Genomic DNA, 21,867 nt, shown 5'->3' with positions numbered 1-21,867 from the left:
ACGATGAGAAGAGCAGCGATCGTGGCACCGCGCCGAACCCCGGTAGGGGCATTCGGCGGCAGCCTGCGCGGTGTACCGGTGGAGCGCTTGGGCGCCGAGGTGGTCAAGGCCATCCTGGCGCAAACCAAACTGGACCCTGAGCGTATCGATGATGTGGTGTTCGCCCAGTCCTATGCCAACTCCGAAACCCCCTGCGTGGGCCGCTGGATCGCCCTGGAGGCGGGGCTGCCGGTGAGCGTGCCGGGCATGCAGCTGGACCGCCGTTGTGGCGGTGGCCTGCAGGCTCTGGTCAGCGCCGCGATGATGGTGCAGACCGGCGCCGCTGACGTGGTGCTGGCCGGTGGCGTGGAGAGCATGAGCAACATCGAGTACTACAGCACCGACATGCGCTGGGGCTCCAAGGCCGGGTCCGTGACCCTGCACGACCGTCTGGACCGGGGCCGTGAACGCTCGCAGCCAGAGCACCGCTTCGGCCGTATCTCGGGGATGATCGAGACTGCCGAGAACCTGGCTCGCGAATACGGCATCAGCCGTGAAGCCTCCGACGCCTTCGCCGCGCGCAGCCAGCAACGCGCCGCGGCAGCCTGGGAGGCCGGGCGTTTCGATGCCGAGATCGTACCGATCAGCGTGCCGCAGAAGCGAGGCGAGCCGCTGTTGGTGACCCGCGATGAGGGCGTGCGTGGCGACACCACGCTGGAAAAACTGGCCGGCCTGCGCACCCTGAGCAAGGACGGCACGGTCACCGCCGGCAACGCATCCCAGCAGAACGACGCCGCGGCAGCCTGCCTGGTGGTGGCCGAGGACAAGCTGGACGAGCTGGGCCTGGAGCCGATCGGCTACCTGCACAGCTGGGCGGCAGCCGGCTGCGAGCCGGCGACCATGGGCATCGGACCGGTGCCGGCGGTGAACAAACTGTTCGCCCGTACCGGCCTTGGCTTCGAGCAGATGGACCTGGTGGAGGTCAACGAGGCCTTTGCCTGCCAGGTGCTGGCGGTGCTCAAGGGTTGGGGCTGGAACGACCCGGACCGGCTCAATGTGAACGGCTCGGGCATCTCCCTGGGCCATCCGGTGGGCGCCACGGGTATGCGCATCATGACCTCGGTGCTGCATGAGCTGCAGCGTCGCCAGGGGCGCTATGCCCTGGAGACCATGTGCATCGGTGGTGGCCAGGGCTTGGCCGCCATCTTCGAGCGCGTGGAGCGATAGGCAGGGAGCTTGTCGCGACTCACGAAGAACGGTTTGCCACGCGGATGGGACGGCCTTCTGGTCGGTACCTATCGAACAACAAAAACAATTACCTGAAATGTTGGGTCCGGTCCTCCTTGTCCTGTGCGGTCAGGGGAGACCGAGCCTGGCCGGAGGCAAGCGCAATGAGGCAAGCAAAGGTTTCAACTCGCAGCGGGCTGCTCGTGGTCATCCTGTGTTTCCTGACGATCGTGGCGGACGGTTACGATCTGATCATCTATGGGGCGACTGTCCCGAGCTTGATGGAAGAACCTGGCTGGAATATGACACCGGCGGTCGCAGGGATGATCGGAGGCTGGACGCTGGCCGGTCTGATGGTTGGCTTCCTGTTGACGGGGTGGCTGACCGACCGGCTCGGCCGTCGCAACCTGCTCATGATTGGCGTGCTCTGGTTCTCGGTGGGCTCGGCTTTGTGCGCCACCGCGCAGTCGCCGCAGATACTGGGCGTGTTTCGCTTTTTGTGTGGCATCGGCCTTGGCGGTGTGGTGCCGTGCGCGGTGGCCTTGACCATCGAGTACGCCCCACGGCAACGGCGCCAGTTGTACAACGGCATCATGCTGACCGGTTACGCGGTGGGAGGTATCGTTTCGGCACTGGCTGCACTCGCCCTGCTACCGGAGCACAGTTGGCGCACGCTATATGCCTTGGGTGGTTTGTACATCGTGGTTCTGCCAGTGATGTACTTTTTACTGCCTGAGTCGGTTAACTTCCTGGTTGGCCGAGGTCGTCTCGAAGAGGCGAAAAAGCTGGCACAACGTTACGGGATAGACTTCGAACAGGTGCTGCAGGAGCAGGCGTTCCAGCACAAGATGCAACCCGTCGCAAAGGGAAAAATTGGGTACAGGTTGCTATTTTCCAGCGGTTTTCGTGGTGTGGCCATGCTGTTCATCTGCGGTATGTTCTGCACCCAGCTGATTATCTACGGGCTCAATACCTGGTTGCCACATCTGATGCGTAGTGCGGGCTATCCGCTGGGGTCTTCGTTGCAGTTTCTGATGGTGCTCCAACTGGGCGCGGTCGTCGGTAACCTGGCCGGCGCCGTGTTTGCGGATCGCGTGGGCTCGAAGAAGGTCGTGGTGCCGTATTACCTGATCGGCGCGCTGTCGCTGTTGGCGTTGAGCCAGAAGCTCGATGCGTTCTGGCTCATGTGCGCGGTGTTTGGCGCAGGCCTTGGCACCATCGGTTCGACCACCTTGCTGTATGGGTTCCTTGGGGCCTATTTCCCGACTTCATGTCGCGGCGCGGCAGTGGGTGCTGTATTGGGCATCGGGCGGGCGGGGGCAATCCTGGGGCCGATGATCGGTGGCTGGATCGTGGGCGCCAACCTTGACCATCAATGGAATTTCTATGCCTTCGCGTTGCCAGCAGTGATTGCGGCGGTAGTCGTGTCCTTTATTCCTAACCCGGTTTCCAGGTTCGGTACGGCAGAAGCAGCGGGCAAGGACTGCCAGGAAGCCTGACCGATTCCTGCAACGCCCCAAAACTTTGTCCCGAAGATTTAATTCTTCGCGAAACCAGGGATGACTGACAGCGCCGCCCGCGCGGCGCTCGATTGCCAGTGCATTGGCCGAAGCCAGCTTGTCCTGGACAAGGATGTAGTGGGTGCACTCAGGACCCGGCTTGCGGGCCAAACCATTGCTCATCAATGGCCTGCCGCACCTGCTCGGGCGTGAGTTGCTGCGTCATGCGCCCGCGCAGCACATGTTTATGCTCGAATGACCGGGCACCACGCTCCATCACCTTTGCCTTGAGCTTGACGATATAGTCATCGCCGATGTGGCTGTTGAAGGTGTTGAAGAGCACCACGCGTTGGCCGTCGAAGCGGTTGTGCTCGACAAACGCCCAAATCGGCGGTGCGGGGCTATAGAGCCACACGGGCGAACCGAGCCAGACCGTATCGAACGGTTTCAGGTCGATGGTGCGCGGGGTGATGTCAGGTAGTACCTCGGGCTTCGATCTGCGTGTGTTTGCGTCCATGACGGCATGCGCCAAGCCACCCATACCTAACTGGTAGTCGGGCGCATCCAGAGGAAACAACGTCGCATCGAGTCGTTGTGCTACATGACGCGCGACTAATGCAGTGTTCCCTGAGCGTGAGAAATACACCACTGCCGCTCTTGAGGAGGGCGCGATGGCCGTGGTGATCGATGTGTTGGGGTGCTTGTTTTCCAATTGCTGAGCCTGGCGGCTTTCGATCCAGGTCACAGCATACAGGTAGGCGAACATCGACAGCAGCGCGAGCGCCAGCGCGGTAAGAATCCAGTGCAGTACGGACATGGGCTTTCTCATGCAGTGACCATTGAAGAATCGAACCGCCGATGACTTGATACTGCTGGCCCGGACTATGGTCAGAGCCGAAACAGTCGAGTGGTCGATCGCGTCGAGAAGACGGCTCGCTTATACGAAAGCGGGTTTGTCACCGTCTGTGTTGGGCTTGTTCACCCCCACGTTGGCACGTAGTAGAAGACTGGGGTTCCTCACCAACTCGGTCACCAGTGCGGCCAGGCTCTTGCGCGAGACTTCGGTGCCCTTGAAGGGCTCATCGCGGCTGGTAATCTCGTAGTCCACCTCGTCCTCGTCCTGCAGCCAGGCGGCGCGCAGGATGGTGTAGTCAGTATCCGAGGCCTCGATCAGATCCGCGGATGCACGGTACGGCGGCAGGTATTGTCCGATTTCATTGCGATTCCATTCGCCAAACGTGCCTGGCACTTCGTCGTAGATGCCCAGCGAGTTCACGAAGATCAGACGCTTGACGCCCTTGGCCTTCATCACCGTCAGGATGTGCGCGGTCTGCTGGTCAACATCACCCGCCAGGTTGGCATAAACCACGTCCTGCCCCTCCATGAGCTGGGGCAGCAGCTTCTTGTCCATCACATCGCCGATGGCGATCCTGGCATTGGCGGGTTCGGTGCTGGTCAGTTTCTTGGGATCGCGCACGAGCAGCGTCTGTTCGACATCCTGGCGCTCGCCAAGCATCTGCACGGCATATCGGGCGATCTGGCCGCTGGCGCCCAGAATCAATACTTTGGTCATTTCAGTAACTCCTTCATTCATTGGCTGAATGCCTTGGCGACCCGAATCGTCCCCCGCCTGTTCGTATCGAACAGGCGGTGATGAAGATGGTCTCTATCTTGCCTCTCTCGCTCAGAGGTTTTGCTGATAGAACGGGATCAGCTTGGCCAGTGCCTGGCCGACAGGGGCCGGCTGGTCGTACAACTCGTAGTGCGAAGTACCCTCGACGACGACCAGTTCCTTGACCTTCGAAGCGGCGCGCGCATAAATCTCCAGGCCATCGCGATAGGCACCAAAGCCGCCCGGCTTGTCGCCGACCACCACCATCATCGGCGTCGTCAGCAGCGTCTCGGCCAGATGGAAAGCATCCCAGCCGGCGGAAGCAGCCCGGCGCGAGAACAGCCCGCGCGTGCCGGCGTTGTCGTTGACGCAGCGGTTACGGTAGTAGTCCGTGGCACCGAGAACATCGATGTCCGTGATACCCGCCTGGGCGACCGCATCCATGGAGGGGGGGACGAACAGGTCAACCTTGAGCGGCTCGCCCCGGGCTTCGGCGGTGCGTTGCTGGGCCACAGCTTCCATCTGGCCAATCGGGTCGAAGCCGCTGAAGCCTTCGCGGCACAGGCGGCCGTAGTTGACACCGGTGATGCTGACCAGGGCCTTGATGCGCCGCTCGGTCATGGTTGCGTTGATGGCATAGCCACCTCCGCCGCAGATGCCCAGCACGCCGATGCGGTCGGCATCCACGTACGGCAAGGTGACCAGGTAGTCCATGACCCGGCTGAAGTCCTCCACGGCCATGGCCGGGTCTTCAGTGAAGCGGGGCTCGCCACCGCTCTGGCCTTGTGTACTGCGGTCAAAGGCGATGACGACAAACCCGGCTTCCGCCAGTGCCTTGCCATAGACATTTCCAGCGGTCTGCTCCTTGCAACTGCCGATGGGGTGGGCGCTGATGATCGCTGGGTGCTTCTTCTTCTCGTCGAAGTTTGGCGGGAAGTGCAGGTCTGCTGCGATGTCCCAGTAGGTGGTCTTGATCTTGACGCTTTGCATGATGGGCTCCTTGTGGCCATTAATAGGCCGCTGAGTGAAAGTTGCCGGGTCGCGTTCCTCAAAAGGGCGTGCGGCCAAGCAGCGATGGGGCCACTTTAGGCTGGATGATTGATTCGTCATAGCCATCAATCTGTACTACAGTTGTATTTTAAAATTGACAATGAGCAGCGCATGGATCCGTCATTACTGCCTTCCTTGGCCTGGTTTGCGCACGTTGCCCATCACCGCAGCTTCACCAAGGCCGCAGCGGAAATGGGCGTCTCACGGGCTAATCTGTCGCAGAACGTGAAGGCGCTGGAACGGCGCCTGAACGTCAAGCTGCTGTACCGCACGACGCGGGACATGTCGCTGACCGAGGAAGGCCAGCGGCTTTATGATGTGTGGTATCCGGCGCTGATTGCGGTGGAGCGCACGGTGCGCACCATGCATGACGCACGCGATGAGCCTTCGGGCCTGGTGCGGGTGAATACCTCCCGCGTGGCGGCCAAAACCCTGCTGGAGCCGCATCTGGAAGAGTTCTGCTCCCGTTACCCGAAACTCCAGCTGGAGCTGGTCGCCGATGATGCACTGGCCAACATCGTGGCCGACGGCTGCGATGCGGGTATCCGCGTGGGCGAGAGCCTGGCCGAGCACATGGTAGCCGTGCCGATCACGTCGGCGCTGGAGATGGCGGTGGTGGGCACGCCCGCCTATTTCGAGCGCCATGGGCAACCGGCCACCCCCGCCGACCTGGCGCAGCACAACTGCCTGCGGTTTCGGATGCCGGGTGGTGCGATCCTGCCATGGGAATTCACTGCACCGGAAGAAGACGGGCACGCCTTCACAGTAGAGCCGCAGGGCAGCGTCATCACGAACGACGATGACGGCATGATCCGCGCCGCACTGCAGAACGTGGGCCTTATCCAGCATATCGACATTGCCGTGCAGCGACATTTGCAATCGGGCGCGCTGGTGCGTGTGCTGCAGCCCTGGTGCAAGCCCTTCGCGGGTTTCTACATCTATGCGCCGACCCGCGCGCAGATGCCCGCCAAGGTGCGTGCTTTAATTGACTTCCTGGTCGAGAAGCGCGAGGGCATGTCAGCCCTGCGGCAGCCGCCTTCCAAGAAGAAAAGTCGGCACTGAGCGGCGTTCTCACGCCTCATTGTCAATCTGGACTGAATACTGTTGTGTAGATTGGAAATCTTGGCATGCGGACGCTTTGGCCTCAGATTGAAGGTCATGTGACTTTCTTTTGAGGCGCCTGCGTTGCGCCAAGGTTTCTAAATGACTTCTGGATACACCACCTTGTTCCAACCTTTCGCCCTCCATAGCGGCTTGACGCTGCGCAACCGCGTAGTGATGGCGCCCATGACCACGTGGTCTGCCAACCCCGATGGCACTATCTCGGATGCGGAGTTGGACTACTACCGCCGCCGTGCCCAAGGCGTGGGCATGGTCATCACGGGGTGCACGCACGTGACGGAGAACGGCATCGGTTTCACCGACGAGTTCGCCGCCTACGACGACTGCTTCATTCCCAGCTTGCAACGGCTGGCTGAGGCCGCCAAGAGTGGCGGCGCTGTGGCGGTCCTGCAAATCTTCCACGCGGGCAACAAGGCGGTGGTGGAGGCGGTAGCAGAAGGTGAACTGGTAAGTGCCAGTGCCGTCAATGCACTGGCTGGCCCCTTCAACCGGGGTGATGTGACACCCCGAGCTTTATCAGGTGACGAGATATTCGAGATGGTGCGTGCCTTCGGCGAAGCTACCCGCCGGGCCATCGAAGCCGGGTTCGATGGGATAGAGCTGCATGGCGCGCACGGTTTCTTGTTGCAGAACTTCTTCTCGCCACGCTACAACCAGCGCGATGACGAATGGGGGGGCTCACCGGAAAATCGCATGCGCTTCGCACTGGCTGTGGTGCGGGAGGCGAAGCGGGTGATTGCCGCCCATGCCAAGGAGCCGTTTGTATTGGGCTACCGCATCTCACCCGAGGAACGCGAAGATGGCGGCTATCGAGTGCCGGACATCTGCGCACTGGTGGATGGGCTGATTGCCGAAGGCATCGACTATTTGCATGTCTCGCTCAATGACGTTTTGGGAGCGCGCCCGCTGGGCGCGGACTCCCGCCTTACCGTGGAGCAGGTCATTGCTCACGTCGACAAGCGCGTGCCGATACTTGCGGCAGGCATGCTGCGCACACCCAAGCAGGCTCAGGCCGCGCTGGACCTGGGCCTGTCGCTGGCAGGTGTAGGCAAGGGTCTGGTAATGAACGCTGACTGGGTGGGTTTGGCACAGTCGGGCTGCGGTGCGCAAATCCGCCAGGAACTGGATATGGATAAGCGCGCGGTGTTATCCATTCCCGCTGGCCTGTTGCGAGCCGTGGAGGCGGCACCAGGGTGGATTCCGGTGAGCAAGAAGGTTGAAATCGTTGCTTGATCGGCGCCTCCTAGGCGGCGAAACCCCAGTCGGCCAACACCAGCTGGGCATCCTGGCCAGCTGGTGTTGGCGGGTTCTAGATAGCGCCGGGTGTACGGCTAATCATCTACAGCTGGCGGACCATGCCGCAGCGGTGCAAGGCCTCATGGGCTTTACGTTGTAAATCGGCTCGGTGCTCGGGTGCGGCGATATCGATCATGCGCTGTACACGTCGTGATAACGGCTGCCCGCGCAGGTCCGCTACGCCGTGCTCGGTGACGATAAGGCCTGCGTCGCACCGCGGCGTACTCACCGGTCCGCTAAGTTGCACCACGATGCGAGTCGTCCCTTTGGCCGTGGAGGGCAGGGCGACGATGGGCAGGCCGCCCTTGCTGCGCGCCGCGCCACGCAAGAAGTCCACAGAGCCGCCCACACCCCCGACATACAGGCCGCCGGCAACCTCGGAATTGACCTGCCCGGTGATGTCCACCTCGATCGCGCCATTGATGGCCACCAGTTGCTGCAGGCTGGCGAGCACCGCCGGGTCATGGGTGTACTCGGTGCCGCGCAAGGCCAGGGCGGGGTTGCGATGGGCCCAGTGACGCAGGCGCTCGGTGCCCATCAGGATGCCGGCCACGCTGACGCCCTTGTCGCGGCCTTTGCGTGCATTGGTCAGTACTCCCGCTTCGGCCAGGCTTACGATGCCGTCGCCGGCCGCGCCGCTGTGCAGGCCCAGGTCACGGCGGTCATGCAGCAACGCCAGCACGGCCTCGGGCAGCTTGCCGATGCCGATCTGCAGTGTCGCACCGTCCTGGATGTGTGCGGCGATGTGCCGTGCGATAGCCTGTTCGGTCGGGCTGGGTTCGTCGCGTTCGGCGTCCAGGGGCGCACATTCGGCATCGACGAGCAGGTCGAAGTCTCCTGCCTGCAGATGCACCCCGCCGTGCGTCCAGGGGATGCCCGGGTTTATCTCGCCAATGATGACGCGCGCCCGCTCCAGGGCGGCGGGCAGGTATTCCTGAATCAGCCCCAGACTATGGCGGCCCTGCGCATCGGCTGGCGAGACCTGGATCAACACCACATCCACCGCCAGGGCCCGACTGCGAATCAGCTCGGGGATCTGCGAGTAGTGGCCAGGGTAGATATCGAACACACCGGCCGCAGCGAGCTTGCGGTGCGTGCCACCAGCGATGCAGCCGGCAAAGTCGAATACGTCGGCCTGCTCCGGGCGCAGCGTGTCGGAGCTGCCGTAGCTGGCGAAGATTCCCAATCGTCCACCTTGGGCAAGCGCGTGCCGGTGCCGCACAACGGCACGCGTGAGCGTGAGGGGTTCGGCCATGGCCTGGCCCCACCAAAGGGTATCGCCGGGACGCAACAAGGCCTGCAGGTGAGAGGCCAACGAAAGGTTTGCTTGCATGGTGGCTACCTGGGCTGGTAGATCAACGGCCGTAGCCGGTCGCGATCAGTTGATAGACCACGCCGATGGCTTCACGACCCGGCGAGGTGACAAAGTCGCCTGAAATCTCCCCGGCCAGCGAGGCGACGGACGTCATCACCACACCTGCCGCCTCCATGCGTCGCAACGAGGCTTGTTCGGTACGTTCGCTCAGCCCACCGCAGGCATCGACCACCAGGTGCACCTGGTAGCCGTTGGCGATGCCCGACAACGCCAGCCACTGCACCACGATCTCGGTGGCCACACCGCACAAGATCAGAGTATTGCGGCCTGTGGCCTCCAGGGCGCTGCAAAATGCTTCGCTCTCGAAGGAGTCGGGCCGGGTTCGACGGATCTGCTGGAACGTGCTGCGGGCGTTGGTGATCTCGGGAATGATGGTGGGGTCTGTGTCTTCGCCTTTGGGAATGCACAGGGCGATGGTGGGGATGTCGAAGATCTCGGCAAGGCGCGCCAGTGCCCCCGCGGAACGCGTGAGGCTCTGTTGCGAAACGGTCAGAGGCAGGTCGGTAATGCCATTTTGCAGATCGCCCAGTACCAGGATCGCTTCATCGGACCGCAGTTTCGGTGTCATGGGATGCTCCTCGAACAAGGGAGGGTAGGGGTCATTTGGTTTTGCGCAGCATCAGCCGTGTGGCCAGTTGCATGAAGCGGCCCGAGCCGCTGAGTTTGATCAGCACGAACGCGCGCACCGAGGCCGCCAGGCGTTGCAAAGGGGAGGCCCGGTTGCGTCGCAGGCTTTCGTTGCCGAACGTGGGATTGAGCGGGCATTGTGCGGGCAGGTTCAGCAAGGTTCGGTGTAGGCAGTAATTGTCGCGGTTGCACACCACGATCGCGTCGTACCGACGGTCTTGCACTTTGCTTGGCCAGTCCGGGTCGGCCAGTAGCGGGCGGCCCAGCAGGATCAGGTCGCCATGACCACCGGCAATGGCGCGGGCGGCATTGCCAGGCTCGTGCAGACCTTGAAGCAAGATGGGGACCGACAGTGCCTGCTTGAAGGTCCGCGCCGCCCCGCTTTCAACCATGCCGCCGTCTCGGGCGGAGAAGATCCGATCCAGTCGCTCGGAACAACCGTCCAGCAGTGCCACATAGTCCGCACCGGCATCAACGATCAACTTGGCGATCTGCGCGAACTGCTCCGGGCCCTGGCCGCCTTCGACCGGCTCATCACAACTGATCCGCAGACCGATGGGAAAGTCCCGCCCTGCCTGGGCGCGGATGCCCTGCACGATCTCGACCACTGCACGCGCACGGTTCTCGGGGTTGCCGCCGTATTGGTCCGTGCGCCAGTTGGTCCAGGGTGAAAGGAAGGACGCCAGGAAATAGCTGCCATGGGCGGGGATCTCCACACCGTCCCATCCGGCACGTTGCGCCCGCAAGGCTGCGTCGATGCAGGCCTCGCGCAGTTCGCGGATCTGCTCGATGCTCGCGTGCTCGGGCTCGGGCAAGGTCAGCCCACCGGGAACCACCAAGCCTTTGGGCAAGGCCTGCTGGGGGATGGCGACAGACTTCGCGCTGGCCGAGATCAGCGGCTTGGGGCTCTTGGGCGAGCCCATGCGGCCGAACGCGGCCGTCAGTTGCGCGATGATGGGCACACCGTGTGCGTGCACGGCATCGGCCACGGCCTTGAGCCGAGGCACATGCGCCTCGATGTCGAAGCGCAGCAGGGGGCTGCCATATTCGTCGGCGCAGCGTTGGGAGGCGCAGGCGGAGACGATGATCATGCCAACGCCTCCCTTGGCTCGCGCCGTCAGAAAGGCAATGGTCTGGTCGCTGGCCTGGCCGTCGGGTTCGGGGCAGAGTACGGCCATCGGGACTAGTACCAGGCGGTTCTTCAGGGTCAGGCGATTGATGGTGACAGGGGTGAACAGCTGGCGGGTGACACGTTCAACGTCGTTCATTGCCAGGGCTCCTGGAGCGCGGGGGTGTGGCCCGCTGCGCGGCAGTTGGGTGTTTCTCGGCTTCAATAACCCACGGTGAAGCGCGTGCGACTGTGGGCCGGGCGCTCCAGCTCGTCGATCATCGCCAGGGCGAAGTCTTGTACCGAAATGCGGCTTTCTCCTGCGTCGTTGACCAGCAGTTGGTCGGTACCGAGGCGGAACCGGCCGGTGCGCTCGCCAGGCGCGATGACCGCGCCGGGGCACAGCATGGTCCAGTCCAGCACTGCTTCGCTGCGCAGCAGTTTCAGGGCTTCGCGTGGCCCCTCTGCGGGGCCCCTGTGCTCCTCGGGGAAGCCTGGGGCGTCGAGCAACTCCAGGCCTGGCGCCACTTCCAGCGAGCCGCCTCCGCCCACGACTAGCAGGCGTGTCACCTGGGCATCACGGGCGGCCTGCACGATGGAGCGGAACCCCGTCATGTAGTGATCGCCGTTGTCGTTCGCGCCTTGGCCGCGCAGCGACACCAGCACGGCGTCGTACCCCTGTAGCAGGGGCACCAGGTCGGCGCTGGCGTATACATCGCACGGTTGCGCGGTCAGCCGCGGGTGAGCCTCCAGGCGCGCGGGGTGACGCACCAGGCCCGTGACCTGGTGACCGCGCATGAGCGCTTCGGCAAGCAAGGCGGAACCAATGAAACCGCTGGCTCCTATGATGGCAATGTGCATGGCTGTCTCCTCGATCAGCGGCAATGTCGTGTTTTCGAACCAGGCGGGTTGGCAGCCCTTCGCGGGTAGATCCGCTCCAACAGGTGCGCCGTATGTCGTGGATTCGACGCTTGAACTGTGGAAGCGGGTCTACCCGCGAAGGGCCGCGTGGCGGCCCAGGCAAGACGGGCCTATAGCACGGCCCCAGCCGCACGTAGGCGCTGTTGCTCGTCGGCGGAGAAGCCCCAGTCGGCCAATGCCGCCTGGGCATCCTGGCCTGGGTGAGGCGGTGGGTTCTGGATGGCCCCGGGGGTGCGGCTAAAGCGTGGCGCCGGTGCCGGCTGGAGCACACCATCAACCTCCACGAAACTGCCGCGTTGCTGTACGTGGGTGTGCTGCGGTGCTTCGGCCAGTGACAGCACCGGCACGATGCAGGACTGGGTACCCGCGGCCAGCGCTGTCCATTCATCACGCGTACGGGTCTTGAACACCTCGGCGAAGCGCTGCTTCATCAGCGGCCAGCCGTCCTGGTTGTGCTGCGCTGGCAGATCCTGTTCCTTCAGGCCCAGCACGCCCAGAGCTTCGCGGTAGAAACGCCCTTCGTTGGCGGCGATGCTGACGTGCTTGCCGTCCTGGGTTTCATAGACGTTGTACCAAGGGGCGCCGGAGTCGAGCCGGTTGGTGCCGCGTTCATCCTTCCAGTACCCCGCGGCATGGAAGCCATAGACCAGGGTCATCAACGAAGCTGCGCCATCAACCATGGCCGCATCCACCACCTGGCCCTGGCCCGAAGTACGAGCCTCTAGCAGGGCACTGAGGATGCCCAATGCAAGGTAGAGCGAGCCACCGCCGAAGTCGCCCACCAGGTTCAGTGGAATCGCCGGCGCCTCGCCAGCCCGCCCCATGGCGTGCAGGGCACCGGTCAGCGCGATGTAGTTGACGTCATGCCCCGGCGCTTGGGCCAGCGGGCCGTCCTGACCCCAGCCGGTCATGCGGCCGTAGACCAGGCGAGGGTTGGCACTCAAGCAGACCTCGGGGCCCAGCCCCAGGCGCTCCATCACACCAGGGCGAAAGCCTTCGACCAGCACGTCGGCCTGCTCCACCATGCGCAGTACCGCATCTACTGCCTCGGGCTGCTTGAGGTTCATCTGCACGCTGCGCCGGCTACGATTGAGCAGGTCGAAACGGGCATCGACAGGGGCGCCACCATCATGACCCGCAGGCCGATCGATGCGCACTACCTCTGCGCCCAGGTCGGCCAACAACATGCAGCAGAACGGGGCCGGGCCGATGCCACCTACTTCGACGATCTTGACACCCTTCAACGGGCCTTGAGCTTGCTTGTTCATGAATCCATCCAAAGAGGAATGAAGGTGCGCGGGTGCCCGCGTTGATCAGGCACCTTGCAGCAACTGGTGGAGGCGTGTGTTGTCCTGGCCGATGTCGGGGGCCGAGGCCAGGGCGGGTGGACGCTGGCGGTCGAAGGAAAGAGGCATGCCCACCAACTCGATCTCGTCCTCGCTCGTTCTGCCGAGGATACCCAGCGCACGGGTTTGCTCATGGGCATAGAGTTCTTCGGTGGTTTGCACCGAGGCGCAAGGCAGGCCGAGGGCATCGAAGTGTTTCTGCCAATGATCGCGAGTGTGCTGTTTCATCCGCTCGCCGATCAGCCCGTCGATCTGCTTGCGGTTGGCGATGCGCCCGGCATTGGTGGCGAACTTGGGGTCGGTAGCCCATTCGGGATGCCCCAGGGCATCGCACAGGCGGGCAAACAGCGTGTCGTTGGCCGCACTGATGATGGCGTGGCCGTCTGCCGCCTCGTAGGCACGGTGCGGCACGATGAAGGCCACGCCCGAACCATGGCGGCCACCAGGGTTGCCGTCGGCGGCATAGTTGGCGATGCCAATGGACATCCAGGCGATCGCGGTTTCCAGCAGCGAACTGTTGACGGTCGCGCCGATCTGCTTGCGCTCACGACGCACAAGGGCGGCTGCGATACCGATCACGGCCCACATGCCGGTGCCGAAATCGCAGATGGAGACTCCGGCGCGTACAGGCGCCTGGCCGTCCTCGCCGGTGAGCGTCATGATGCCGGAAAACGCCTGCATCAACGGGTCGTAGCCGGGCAGCTTGCTCAACGGGCCCAGGTGCCCATAGGCACCGACTTCGCACACCACCAGTTCAGGCTTGCGCTGGCGCAGGCTGTCGGGGTCCAGGTGGTACTGCTCGGCACTGCCTGGGCGCAGATTGTGCAGGAAAACATCGGCATGGCCCTCGATGAGGTCATGCAGCGTGGCCAGTTGCACCGGGTCCTTGATGTCCAGGCAGATGGAGCGCTTGCCCCGGTTGATGGCGTGGAACGCTGCGCCGCAGCCTTTCCATTGGCTGGGGCCCCAGCCGCGTGAGGAGTCGCCGGCCGGGCGCTCCACCTTCCAGACCTGCGCACCCAGGCCAGCGAGGACGTGGCCGGCGAATGGCGCAGAGGCGCTGTCACCCAGTTCGACCACGGTAATGCCTGCCAGGGGCAGGTCAGCTCGGGGATCATTTTGCATTGGGGGCTCCTTGCTCACGTGTTGGCCGTCTCGATGGGGGCCTGCACGGCGCCACCGGACAGCACGACCTGCTGGGCCTGTTCTGTCGTCAGGCCATACTCAGTCAGCAATTGCACCGTGTGTTCGCCCAGGCGCGGAGCGGGGTAGCGCTGCTCGGGTTGGCTCTCGCTCCACTGTTGCGGGATACCCAGCATGCGCAACAGGCCTTCGCTCGGATGTTGTTGCACCTGGAAGAAGTTGACGGCTTCCATGTGCGGGTCATGCAGCAGTGTTTCGGGAGTGTTCATCTCGATGACAGGAATGTCGGCCTCCGTCAGGATGCTCAGCCACTGCGCCGTCGTCTTGGTTTCGAAGGTGTCGGCCAGGAACTTGTAGAGGTAGCCGATGTTTTCAGTGCGGCCGAAGATCGTGCCGTAGCGTGGGTCGTCAGCCATGTCGGGGCGACCGACGGCGAGGAAGAAGCGCTGCCAGTGGCGGTCGGTGTAGATGTTCACGCCCAGGTAGCCATCCTGCGTCTGGTAGGGGCGGCGTTCGGCGCTCATCATGCGGGCGTAGCCCCAGTCGCCGATCGGCGGCTCAAAGGTATGGCCGTAAAGGTGGTCGCCCATCACGAAGTGCGCAAAGGTTTCGAACATCGGCACTTCCACAGATTGCCCGTGCCCGGTCTTTTCGCGGTAATAGAGTGCCATCGCTACCGCATTGCAGGTTGCCATGCCTACGATTCGGTCAGCGATGGCGGTGGCGACGTAGGAGGGTGGGCCAGATTTGCGCGCTTGCAGCACTGGCATGCCCACAGCTGCCTGGATCAGGTCGTCATAGGCAGGGCGGTCAGCGTAAGGACCATTCTGCCCGAAGCCAAAAGCGCCGCAGTAGATGATGCGTGGGTTGATCTTGCGCACATCATCGTAGGTCAGCCCGAGCTTGGCCATTGCCTTGGGACGCAGGCTGTGCAACACCACATCGGCGCAGGCCAGCATATGCTGGAGGGCTTGTGCAGCCTCAGGGTGCTTGAGGTCCAGCACGGCACTGCGCTTGTTGCGGTTCAGGTGAAGGAAGATCGCGCTCATGCCTGAGTTGCGGCAAGGTCCGACGCCGCGCGTGGGGTCACCACCGGGAGCCTCGATCTTGCAGATATCCGCGCCCATGTCCGCCATCAACAGTGAAGCATAGGGGCCCATGAAATTAGAGGTCAGGTCCAGTACCCGTACCCCGGCAAGTGGTCCTGCCATGTCGCTTACTCCGATTGTTGTTATTGGATATCAAGGCATCACCGGTTAGCCGTGAGACCGGACTTGGCCTGGTGGCCAGGCCCGGTCGGGGCGCGGTCAGGTACGCCGGTACATCGTTACCACGCAGGCACCACCCAGGCCGATGTTGTGCTGCAGGGCGATCCGAGCGTTCTCCACCTGGCGCTTACCCGCCTGGCCACGCAGGTGCCAGACCAGTTCGGTGCACTGGGCCAGGCCTGTGGCACCGAGCGGGTGGCCCTTGGACATCAAGCCTCCCGACGGGTTGACGACATACTTGCCGCCATAGGTGTTGTCCCCGTCGGCGATGAACTGCTCCGCGCCGCCCTCCGGGCACAGCCCCAGGCCTTCATAACTGATGACCTCATTGGGTGTGAAGCAATCGTGCAGCTCCACGACGTTCACGTCCTGAGGACCAATGCCGGCCGCTTCGTAGACCTGCTGTGCGGCGCTGCGGGTCATATCGGCACCCACCAGGTTAAGCAGGTCGAGCTTGCTGGCTTCAGTGTCGGTCGTCATCGACTGAGCCACGATTTCCACTGCGTTGGTAATGCCATGGCGAGCGGCAAAGGCTTCACTGCATACGATTGCCGCTGCTGCACCACAGGTGGGCGGGCAGGCCATAAGTCGTGTCATGTGAGGATACATCGGCGCCGCCGCCAGTACCTCCTCGACTGTCAGAGGTTTATTGAACAGCGAGTAGGGGTTGTTCACGGCATGGCTACGGGTCTTCACGGCCACCTTGGCAAAGATGTCCGGGTTGGCACCATAGCGGTTGATGTATTCCCATCCTGCTGCACCGAATGCCTTGATCGCTCGCGGGGCCTCCTGTGGCAGTTGCGGTGCCAGCACATCGCGCCGCTCATGGATCCAGCCCACGGGGGACGTGCGATCAGTGAAGGCACTGCCCAGTGCGCCTGGCTGCATCTCCTCGAAGCCGAACGCCAACGCGCACTCGACGACACCTGCCTCTACAGCCTGGCGTGCCAGGAACAGCGCAGAGGAACCCGAGGCGCAGTAGTTGTTCAGGTTGAACACTGGAATGCCGGTCATTCCCACGCCATAGGCCACGCGCTGGCCGCAGGTGCTGTCGCCATAGACGTAGCCGGCAAAGGCTTGCTGCACCTGGTCGTAGCGGATGCCGGCGTCTTCCAGAGCGCCCTGAATGGCCTTGGCGCCCATCACCTCGTAGGGCTCATGCGCCCCAGGCTTGGCGAACTTGACCATGTTCACGCCAATGATTCTGGCTTTGTTGCCCATGTCGGTTCTCCTTCAATGCATCAGGTGCAGGTCGCTTTCATCGACATCCAGGACGATGCGCAGGATGGCCTGGCACATGGTCTTGCCGGTGAAGTCGATGCGCAGGCTGCGCGTGGCGCCGCCGCCGAGCGAGTTGCGCAGCACGAAGTTCATCGCGTGCAGGGTACGCACCTCATAGCGCTCCACGGGGCCCTTGGACATTTCGCCGAAGAACGCTTTGACCCGCTCTGCGGTCAGGTGCTTTTGCAGCAAGGGGTAGAAGCGCGGCTCCTTGGCGATGACGGCGATGTTGCTGATGTCGCCTTTGTCGCCGGAGCGGGCATATACCAGGTCTTTCAGTTGCAGCTTGGCCATGTCAAAGCTCCCGGATCTCGACGTTCTGTACGACTTGCTCGCGTGCGATCAACGTGGGCCAGAGGGCGAACACCTCGCGCGGGGCGGGCGTATTCAGCTGGCCGGTGGAACCAATGGGGCCAGTGCCCATCAGCATCACGCATTCACGAGCGACTTTGCTGGCTTCGGCACGGTTGGCGCACTTGGCGGCCACGCGGATGCGCACCTCGTTAATGTCCTCGTCGGGCTCGGGGGAAGCCGACCAGTGGCAGGAGTCGACACCGACCATGTCGAAGCGCACCTCCTCAGCCTTCAGGTCGACCATCTCGAAGCGCTTCTTGATGATCTCGAATGAGCGTCGCGCCTTGGCCACGGCATCCGGCCAGGTCACCGAGGACTCGACTTCGCCGATATAACCGTCGGTGTAGGCGATACCGGCCTTGAGTGTGGCTGGTGCCGGCTTGCCACGGGCGCCCCAGACCTTCACACGGTCCTTGGCCACTTCCTGCATCTGTACCTGAGTGAAATCGGTGACGACCTCGGGCATCAGGTAGTTGCCTGGATCATGCACTTCATAGAGCAGGTGTTCGGTCAGCGTGACCTTGTTGACCAGGCCGCCAGTCCCGTCCACCTTGGTGATGAACAGCTCGCCTTCTTCATTGACCTCGGCGATGGGGTAGCCGATGTTCCAAGGCTCTGGCACCTCCTTCCACAGGCTGGTGATACCGCCGGAGCAAGCCGCGCCGCACTCGATCAAGTGGCCGGCGGTGATGCCGATGGCCAGCCTGTCCCAGTCGTCCCATTTCCAGCCGAATTCATGGACCAGCGGCGCCAGGATGGCGGCGTCGTCGGTTGCGCGGTCGGAGATGATGATGTCGCAGCCGGCCTGTAGCGCCTCCACGTAGCCATAAGCGCCGGAGTAGACGTAGGAGCCGACGATGCGTTCACGCACCCGCCCCAGGTCAATGTCACCGGTGTCCAGGTTGGTAAAGCGCACACCCTTGTCGAGCAGTTCCTCCACCTTGTGCTGGATGTCGTTGGTGGTGACGATGCCCACCTTGAGTCGGCTAATGCCCACCTCCTTTGCCGCTGCCAGGATGGTGTCGGCGCAGGCCTGGGGGTTGGCCGCGCCGGCGTTGGTGAGGATCTTGATGCCTTTTTCCAGGCAGATCGGCAGCACGCCTCGCACCACGGCGCGGATGGCCGGAACGAAGCCGTGCTCCGGGTTCTTCTGCCGCATCTTCTGCAGCAGTGGAATGGTCGGCTCGCCGAGGAAGTCGTAAGCCAGGTACTGCACGTTGCCGTGCTTGGCGATCTCGATGGCAGGGTCGAGGTTGTCACCCCAGAACCCGCTACCAGAGCCGATACGAATGGTTTTCATGGCAATCAGCCTTTCGGGGTAGGCAGGGTGGAGGCCACCAGGGCATCGAGGTCTTCGCGCTTGCGCAGCATCAACAGGCTCCATTCACCCTGTTGCACCACATCGCCGTCCTGGTTCAGCACCTGCATCAGGAACTTGATCACGCCGTATTTATCGTCCTTGACCTTCTTGCCGATCACGGTGGCGCGGGCGTACACGGTGTCATCGATCAGCACTGGCTTGAGAAAGCGCATGTTGTCGATGCCGTAGTTGGCCTGGAAACCCAGGCCGAACTGCACCAGCCCGGTTGCGATGGAGTAGGTGAGGGCACCTTGCACCAGGCGTTTGCCGAAGCGGGTTTTGGACGAATAGACGGTGTTGGAATGGATCGCGATCCAGTTGCCGGTCAGCGCGCAGTAGTTCACCACATCGGTTTCGGTGATGGTGCGGCCACCGGAGGCGAACACCTGGCCTTCTTCCAGTTCATCGAAGGTCTGGTTGATCTGGTTGTTGATCAGACTCATGGCTGTTTCCTTGGTTGGTGACTGACTACGGCGTTAGTTCAGGCGCATGGATTTGGCGATGATGGTTCGCTGGATCTGCGAGGTGCCGCCACCGATGGTGCATTGCACGCTCTCGCGCAGGTAACGCTCCATGTCGGCCTCGGGCAGGTTGGCGAAGCCGCCGAGAATCTGCATGCCGTCGAGGGCGCATTGCTTGAGGGTTTCGGAGGCGTACAGCTTGGCCATGGAGGTCTCTTTCGGCGCGGGCAGGCCCTCGGACTTGAGCGCGGCAGCGCGGTAGACCAGCAGGCGGGCCGCATCGACGCGGGTCTGGTTCTCGGCCAGCATGTGCTTGAGCACCTGGAAGTTGAAGATCGGCTGGCCGAACTGGGTGCGTTGGTGTGCGTAGCGGTTGGCGTTGTTCACCGCTTCCTGCGCGTTGCCGGTGTAGGCGCCGGCAACTGCACACCGCTCAAGCTCCAGGTGGTTGAGGATGATCTCGTGCCCCTGGCCTTCGACACCCAGAATGGCATCCCCGGGCACGATGACGTCGTCCAGGAAGATCTCGGTGGTACCGGTAGCATGGCGAGACAGCGTAGGCAGTTTGTTGATGACCATACCTGGGGTGTCGTTCGGGATCAGCAGCATGGTCAGGCCACCGTGCTTGTCCTTCATGTCGGTACGCACGAGCATTGCGATGACGGTGTTGTCGGCCTGTGCACCGGAGCAGAACATCTTCGCGCCGTTGATGACCCAGTCACCGTTTTCGTTGCGGCGTGCATGGGTCTTGGTGGCGAAAACATCCGAACCTGCGTCGGGCTCGGTCATGGACACCGAGAAGCGGATCTTGCCTTCGATGAAGGGCTGGATGTACTTGTCTCGCTGCGCCTGGGTGCCGTACTTGGCGATGTTCATCGCGGTGAAGGTCGGCACCAGGATGGCCGCGGCGAAGTCGAAGCCGTATTTGCCCAGGCCCTCGGACATCAGCACGTAGTCGAAGATGCTGCCGCCAGCGCCGCCTTCTTCCTCGGAGAACAGCAGGCCCAGCCAGCCTTGTTGGGCAATCTTTTCGTAGGCTTCGTAGGGGTAATCGCGATTCTGGTCACACTTGCGGATGTATTCGACGGTGACTTCGTTGTCCATGAAGCGGTTCACGCTGTCGAGCCACATCTGCTGCGATTGGTCGAGGAAGTTGGCCATGGCCGGGGTCCTTTTATGTTGTTGAGTAGACACCCCGTAAGCTAGGCCGCAGAGCCCGGCAAACCAAGTTGCGAATTTTGAAGTCTGATTTCGAGAAGATTGAAGTGACGCTCGCCATGCAAAACGATGACCGGCCTGTCGCCCCGTGGGAGGGGCGACAGAGCTTGTACGGAGGGAGTCAAGACGCAGGTAGATCGAGCACCACGGCCTTGGATTCCAGGAAGGCTTCGAGCCCACCTTCGCCGCCTTCACGGCCAATGCCTGACTGCTTGAAGCCACCGAAGCCGATCGAGAAGTCATAGCGTGAGGCGTTGTGGCCCACCGTACCTGCGCGCAGTTGCCGCGCCACCTGCATGGCTCGCTCAGGATCCTGGGTGAATACCGTGGCATTGAGGCCAAAGATGGTGTCGTTGGCCATATCGATCGCATGTTGCTCGTTGTCGGCGGCAATGACCGATAGCACCGGCCCGAAAAATTCATGCTGGGCCGCGAAGGAGCGATTGTCGACATGGGCAAACACTGTGGGCTCGAAGAAGAACCCGCGTTGCAGGTGCTTGGGCCTGCCGCCACCGGTCGCCAGCCTGGCGCCGTCGGCGATGCTCTGGGCCACCAGGCGCTCCACGGTGGCGCGCTGGCGTGAAGAGGCCAAGGGCCCCATGGTGGTGCTGGCATCGAATGGGTCGCCCGGCACCGCTTCGCGCGCGGCGCTCACCAGGGCTTCGACCATCGCGTCGTGCTTGCTGCGAGGCACGATGATCCGGGTCAGGCTGGCGCAAACCTGCCCTGACAGGTAGCTGAAATACGGGGCACCAAGGGCCTTGGCGGCGACCCCTATGTCGTAGTCGTCCAACACCAGCGCGGGTGACTTGCCGCCTAGCTCCAGCGTGACGCGTGCTACGCGCTCCGAGGCCACCGCGCTGATGCGCCGCCCTGCCGCAGTGGAGCCCGTAAAGGTGATCTTGTCGACGCCGGGGTTGCTGACCAGCGTCTCGGACACATCGCGCTCGGCCGTCACCATGTTCACCACCCCCGGTGGCAGCCCGACCTCCTGGCAGACCTGCGCGAACAGGTAGCCGGAGCAGGGGGCTTCAGGGGAGTTCTTGATGATGACCGTGCAACCGGCCAGTAGGGCGGGCGCGACCTTGTACGCGATCAGCCCCGCCGGACCGTTCCACGGTACGATGGCCAGCGCGACCCCCACCGGCTCCTGCACGGCATAGCCTTGGTGACCGCTGCCGGAAGTGATGGGCTTGATGAACGGGTAGGTGTGGGCCAACGCTGCATACTGACGGAACGCACCGCTTAGATATTGTCCTACGCGAGGTTGAGCGATGCGGTAAAGAATGCCGGACTCGATCGTCCAGATGCGGGCGAACTCGTCATTGAGTGCTTCCAGGCGTTGGGCGATCTTTTCCAGGTAGCCCGCACGCTCGGCGGGGCTCAAGCGCGGCCAGGGGCCTTTGTCAAATGCCCGTCGGGCGGCCAGCACGGCGCAGGCCACGTCGGTTTCCTCGGCTTTCGCCACATGGGCAACGACTTCTTCGGTCGCGCAGTTGAGCACCGCGAAGGTGCCAGCTGTGGAGGGTTTGACCCATTGCCCTCCGATAAACAGGCAATCGGCATGGGGGATGTTCAGGGTCTGACCTGGGTTAGTCATGGCTAGGGGTCCTTGAGGTG

20 protein-coding genes are annotated in these 21,867 nt (G+C 62.9%); 4 read left to right on the top strand and 16 right to left on the bottom strand.

All coding sequences use genetic code 11. From position 1 onward, the window contains the following. The first annotated feature begins 3 nt into the window (after positions 1–3). Complete coding sequence (locus ABE456_RS00620; protein ID WP_346642237.1) at positions 4–1,206, top strand: acetyl-CoA C-acetyltransferase; 1,203 nt, start codon at positions 4–6, stop codon at positions 1,204–1,206. A 164-nt stretch (positions 1,207–1,370) separates the two neighbouring features. Then, entirely contained in the window at positions 1,371–2,705 is a 1,335-nt protein-coding gene (locus tag ABE456_RS00615; RefSeq protein ID WP_346642236.1) for an aromatic acid/H+ symport family MFS transporter, read from the top strand. A gap of 148 nt (positions 2,706–2,853) precedes the next feature. On the opposite strand, the gene ABE456_RS00610 is transcribed toward ABE456_RS00615, so the two are convergent. The 3 genes from ABE456_RS00610 to ABE456_RS00600 form a co-directional block, all read right to left on the bottom strand. Continuing rightward, positions 2,854–3,522, bottom strand: coding sequence for a hypothetical protein (locus ABE456_RS00610; RefSeq protein ID WP_346642235.1), 669 nt, complete (start codon positions 3,520–3,522; stop codon positions 2,854–2,856). A 120-nt stretch (positions 3,523–3,642) separates the two neighbouring features. Next, positions 3,643–4,278, bottom strand: coding sequence for an SDR family oxidoreductase (locus ABE456_RS00605; RefSeq protein ID WP_346642234.1), 636 nt, complete (start codon positions 4,276–4,278; stop codon positions 3,643–3,645). Positions 4,279–4,389: 111 nt separating this feature from the next. Further along, positions 4,390–5,307: an alpha/beta hydrolase gene (locus ABE456_RS00600; RefSeq protein ID WP_346642233.1), complete on the bottom strand. Its 918-nt coding sequence runs from the start codon at positions 5,305–5,307 to the stop codon at positions 4,390–4,392. A gap of 171 nt (positions 5,308–5,478) precedes the next feature. Here ABE456_RS00600 and ABE456_RS00595 point away from each other — a divergent pair, with 171 nt between their 5' ends. Together ABE456_RS00595 and ABE456_RS00590 are read left to right on the top strand one after the other, a co-directional pair. Next, entirely contained in the window at positions 5,479–6,429 is a 951-nt protein-coding gene (locus ABE456_RS00595) for a LysR family transcriptional regulator (protein WP_346642232.1), read from the top strand. A gap of 141 nt (positions 6,430–6,570) precedes the next feature. After that, positions 6,571–7,722, top strand: a complete 1,152-nt coding sequence (locus ABE456_RS00590) for an NADH-dependent flavin oxidoreductase (RefSeq protein ID WP_346642231.1) — start codon at positions 6,571–6,573, stop codon at positions 7,720–7,722. Between the two features lie 106 nt (positions 7,723–7,828). Here ABE456_RS00590 and ABE456_RS00585 read toward each other — a convergent pair whose 3' ends face one another. From ABE456_RS00585 to ABE456_RS00525, 13 genes are all read right to left on the bottom strand, one after another. Then, positions 7,829–9,118, bottom strand: coding sequence for an acetyl-CoA hydrolase/transferase C-terminal domain-containing protein (locus tag ABE456_RS00585; RefSeq protein ID WP_346642230.1), 1,290 nt, complete (start codon positions 9,116–9,118; stop codon positions 7,829–7,831). Between the two features lie 22 nt (positions 9,119–9,140). Further along, entirely contained in the window at positions 9,141–9,728 is a 588-nt protein-coding gene (locus ABE456_RS00580) for an isochorismatase family protein (protein ID WP_346642229.1), read from the bottom strand. Between the two features lie 31 nt (positions 9,729–9,759). Beyond that, positions 9,760–11,055 carry an NADH:flavin oxidoreductase gene (locus ABE456_RS00575; RefSeq protein WP_346642228.1) on the bottom strand — a complete coding sequence of 432 codons (1,296 nt, stop codon included), beginning with the start codon at positions 11,053–11,055 and terminating at the stop codon, positions 9,760–9,762. Between the two features lie 62 nt (positions 11,056–11,117). After that, on the bottom strand, positions 11,118–11,756 hold the full coding sequence (locus tag ABE456_RS00570) for an NAD(P)-dependent oxidoreductase (protein ID WP_346642227.1): 639 nt from the start codon (positions 11,754–11,756) through the stop codon (positions 11,118–11,120). A 170-nt stretch (positions 11,757–11,926) separates the two neighbouring features. Beyond that, on the bottom strand, positions 11,927–13,084 hold the full coding sequence (locus ABE456_RS00565) for a CaiB/BaiF CoA-transferase family protein (RefSeq protein WP_346642226.1): 1,158 nt from the start codon (positions 13,082–13,084) through the stop codon (positions 11,927–11,929). 45 nt (positions 13,085–13,129) lie between these two features. Continuing rightward, a complete protein-coding gene (locus ABE456_RS00560) occupies positions 13,130–14,287 on the bottom strand; it encodes a CoA transferase (protein WP_346642225.1) in 1,158 nt (385 codons plus the stop codon). A gap of 14 nt (positions 14,288–14,301) precedes the next feature. Continuing rightward, on the bottom strand, positions 14,302–15,516 hold the full coding sequence (locus ABE456_RS00555; protein ID WP_346642224.1) for a CoA transferase: 1,215 nt from the start codon (positions 15,514–15,516) through the stop codon (positions 14,302–14,304). A gap of 96 nt (positions 15,517–15,612) precedes the next feature. Beyond that, positions 15,613–16,794 (bottom strand): lipid-transfer protein, encoded by a 1,182-nt coding sequence (locus ABE456_RS00550; RefSeq protein ID WP_346642223.1) that lies wholly within the window; start codon positions 16,792–16,794, stop codon positions 15,613–15,615. Positions 16,795–16,806: 12 nt separating this feature from the next. After that, on the bottom strand, positions 16,807–17,148 hold the full coding sequence (locus ABE456_RS00545) for a hypothetical protein (RefSeq protein WP_025339142.1): 342 nt from the start codon (positions 17,146–17,148) through the stop codon (positions 16,807–16,809). A 1-nt stretch (position 17,149) separates the two neighbouring features. Then, positions 17,150–18,508: an acyclic terpene utilization AtuA family protein gene (locus tag ABE456_RS00540; RefSeq protein WP_346642222.1), complete on the bottom strand. Its 1,359-nt coding sequence runs from the start codon at positions 18,506–18,508 to the stop codon at positions 17,150–17,152. A 5-nt stretch (positions 18,509–18,513) separates the two neighbouring features. After that, positions 18,514–19,011 (bottom strand): MaoC/PaaZ C-terminal domain-containing protein, encoded by a 498-nt coding sequence (locus ABE456_RS00535; RefSeq protein ID WP_209965898.1) that lies wholly within the window; start codon positions 19,009–19,011, stop codon positions 18,514–18,516. A gap of 33 nt (positions 19,012–19,044) precedes the next feature. Continuing rightward, complete coding sequence (locus ABE456_RS00530; RefSeq protein WP_346642221.1) at positions 19,045–20,190, bottom strand: acyl-CoA dehydrogenase family protein; 1,146 nt, start codon at positions 20,188–20,190, stop codon at positions 19,045–19,047. Positions 20,191–20,368: 178 nt separating this feature from the next. Next, positions 20,369–21,847: an aldehyde dehydrogenase gene (locus ABE456_RS00525; protein ID WP_346642220.1), complete on the bottom strand. Its 1,479-nt coding sequence runs from the start codon at positions 21,845–21,847 to the stop codon at positions 20,369–20,371. Positions 21,848–21,867 lie beyond the last annotated feature (20 nt).

The sequence above is a fragment of the Pseudomonas sp. TWI929 genome, assembly GCF_039673335.1.
Classification (GTDB): Bacteria; Pseudomonadota; Gammaproteobacteria; order Pseudomonadales; family Pseudomonadaceae; genus Aquipseudomonas.
This window is presented reverse-complemented; position numbering and strand designations above follow the sequence as displayed.

Coding starts and splice junctions, on each gene's coding strand:
- ABE456_RS00620 (WP_346642237.1), top strand. CDS start 4: ATGAGAAGAGCAGCGATCGTGGCACCGCGCCGAACCCCGGTAGGGGCA.
- ABE456_RS00615 (WP_346642236.1), top strand. CDS start 1,371: ATGAGGCAAGCAAAGGTTTCAACTCGCAGCGGGCTGCTCGTGGTCATC.
- ABE456_RS00610 (WP_346642235.1), bottom strand. CDS start 3,522: ATGTCCGTACTGCACTGGATTCTTACCGCGCTGGCGCTCGCGCTGCTG.
- ABE456_RS00605 (WP_346642234.1), bottom strand. CDS start 4,278: ATGACCAAAGTATTGATTCTGGGCGCCAGCGGCCAGATCGCCCGATAT.
- ABE456_RS00600 (WP_346642233.1), bottom strand. CDS start 5,307: ATGCAAAGCGTCAAGATCAAGACCACCTACTGGGACATCGCAGCAGAC.
- ABE456_RS00595 (WP_346642232.1), top strand. CDS start 5,479: ATGGATCCGTCATTACTGCCTTCCTTGGCCTGGTTTGCGCACGTTGCC.
- ABE456_RS00590 (WP_346642231.1), top strand. CDS start 6,571: ATGACTTCTGGATACACCACCTTGTTCCAACCTTTCGCCCTCCATAGC.
- ABE456_RS00585 (WP_346642230.1), bottom strand. CDS start 9,118: ATGCAAGCAAACCTTTCGTTGGCCTCTCACCTGCAGGCCTTGTTGCGT.
- ABE456_RS00580 (WP_346642229.1), bottom strand. CDS start 9,728: ATGACACCGAAACTGCGGTCCGATGAAGCGATCCTGGTACTGGGCGAT.
- ABE456_RS00575 (WP_346642228.1), bottom strand. CDS start 11,055: ATGAACGACGTTGAACGTGTCACCCGCCAGCTGTTCACCCCTGTCACC.
- ABE456_RS00570 (WP_346642227.1), bottom strand. CDS start 11,756: ATGCACATTGCCATCATAGGAGCCAGCGGTTTCATTGGTTCCGCCTTG.
- ABE456_RS00565 (WP_346642226.1), bottom strand. CDS start 13,084: ATGAACAAGCAAGCTCAAGGCCCGTTGAAGGGTGTCAAGATCGTCGAA.
- ABE456_RS00560 (WP_346642225.1), bottom strand. CDS start 14,287: ATGCAAAATGATCCCCGAGCTGACCTGCCCCTGGCAGGCATTACCGTG.
- ABE456_RS00555 (WP_346642224.1), bottom strand. CDS start 15,516: ATGGCAGGACCACTTGCCGGGGTACGGGTACTGGACCTGACCTCTAAT.
- ABE456_RS00550 (WP_346642223.1), bottom strand. CDS start 16,794: ATGGGCAACAAAGCCAGAATCATTGGCGTGAACATGGTCAAGTTCGCC.
- ABE456_RS00545 (WP_025339142.1), bottom strand. CDS start 17,148: ATGGCCAAGCTGCAACTGAAAGACCTGGTATATGCCCGCTCCGGCGAC.
- ABE456_RS00540 (WP_346642222.1), bottom strand. CDS start 18,508: ATGAAAACCATTCGTATCGGCTCTGGTAGCGGGTTCTGGGGTGACAAC.
- ABE456_RS00535 (WP_209965898.1), bottom strand. CDS start 19,011: ATGAGTCTGATCAACAACCAGATCAACCAGACCTTCGATGAACTGGAA.
- ABE456_RS00530 (WP_346642221.1), bottom strand. CDS start 20,190: ATGGCCAACTTCCTCGACCAATCGCAGCAGATGTGGCTCGACAGCGTG.
- ABE456_RS00525 (WP_346642220.1), bottom strand. CDS start 21,847: ATGACTAACCCAGGTCAGACCCTGAACATCCCCCATGCCGATTGCCTG.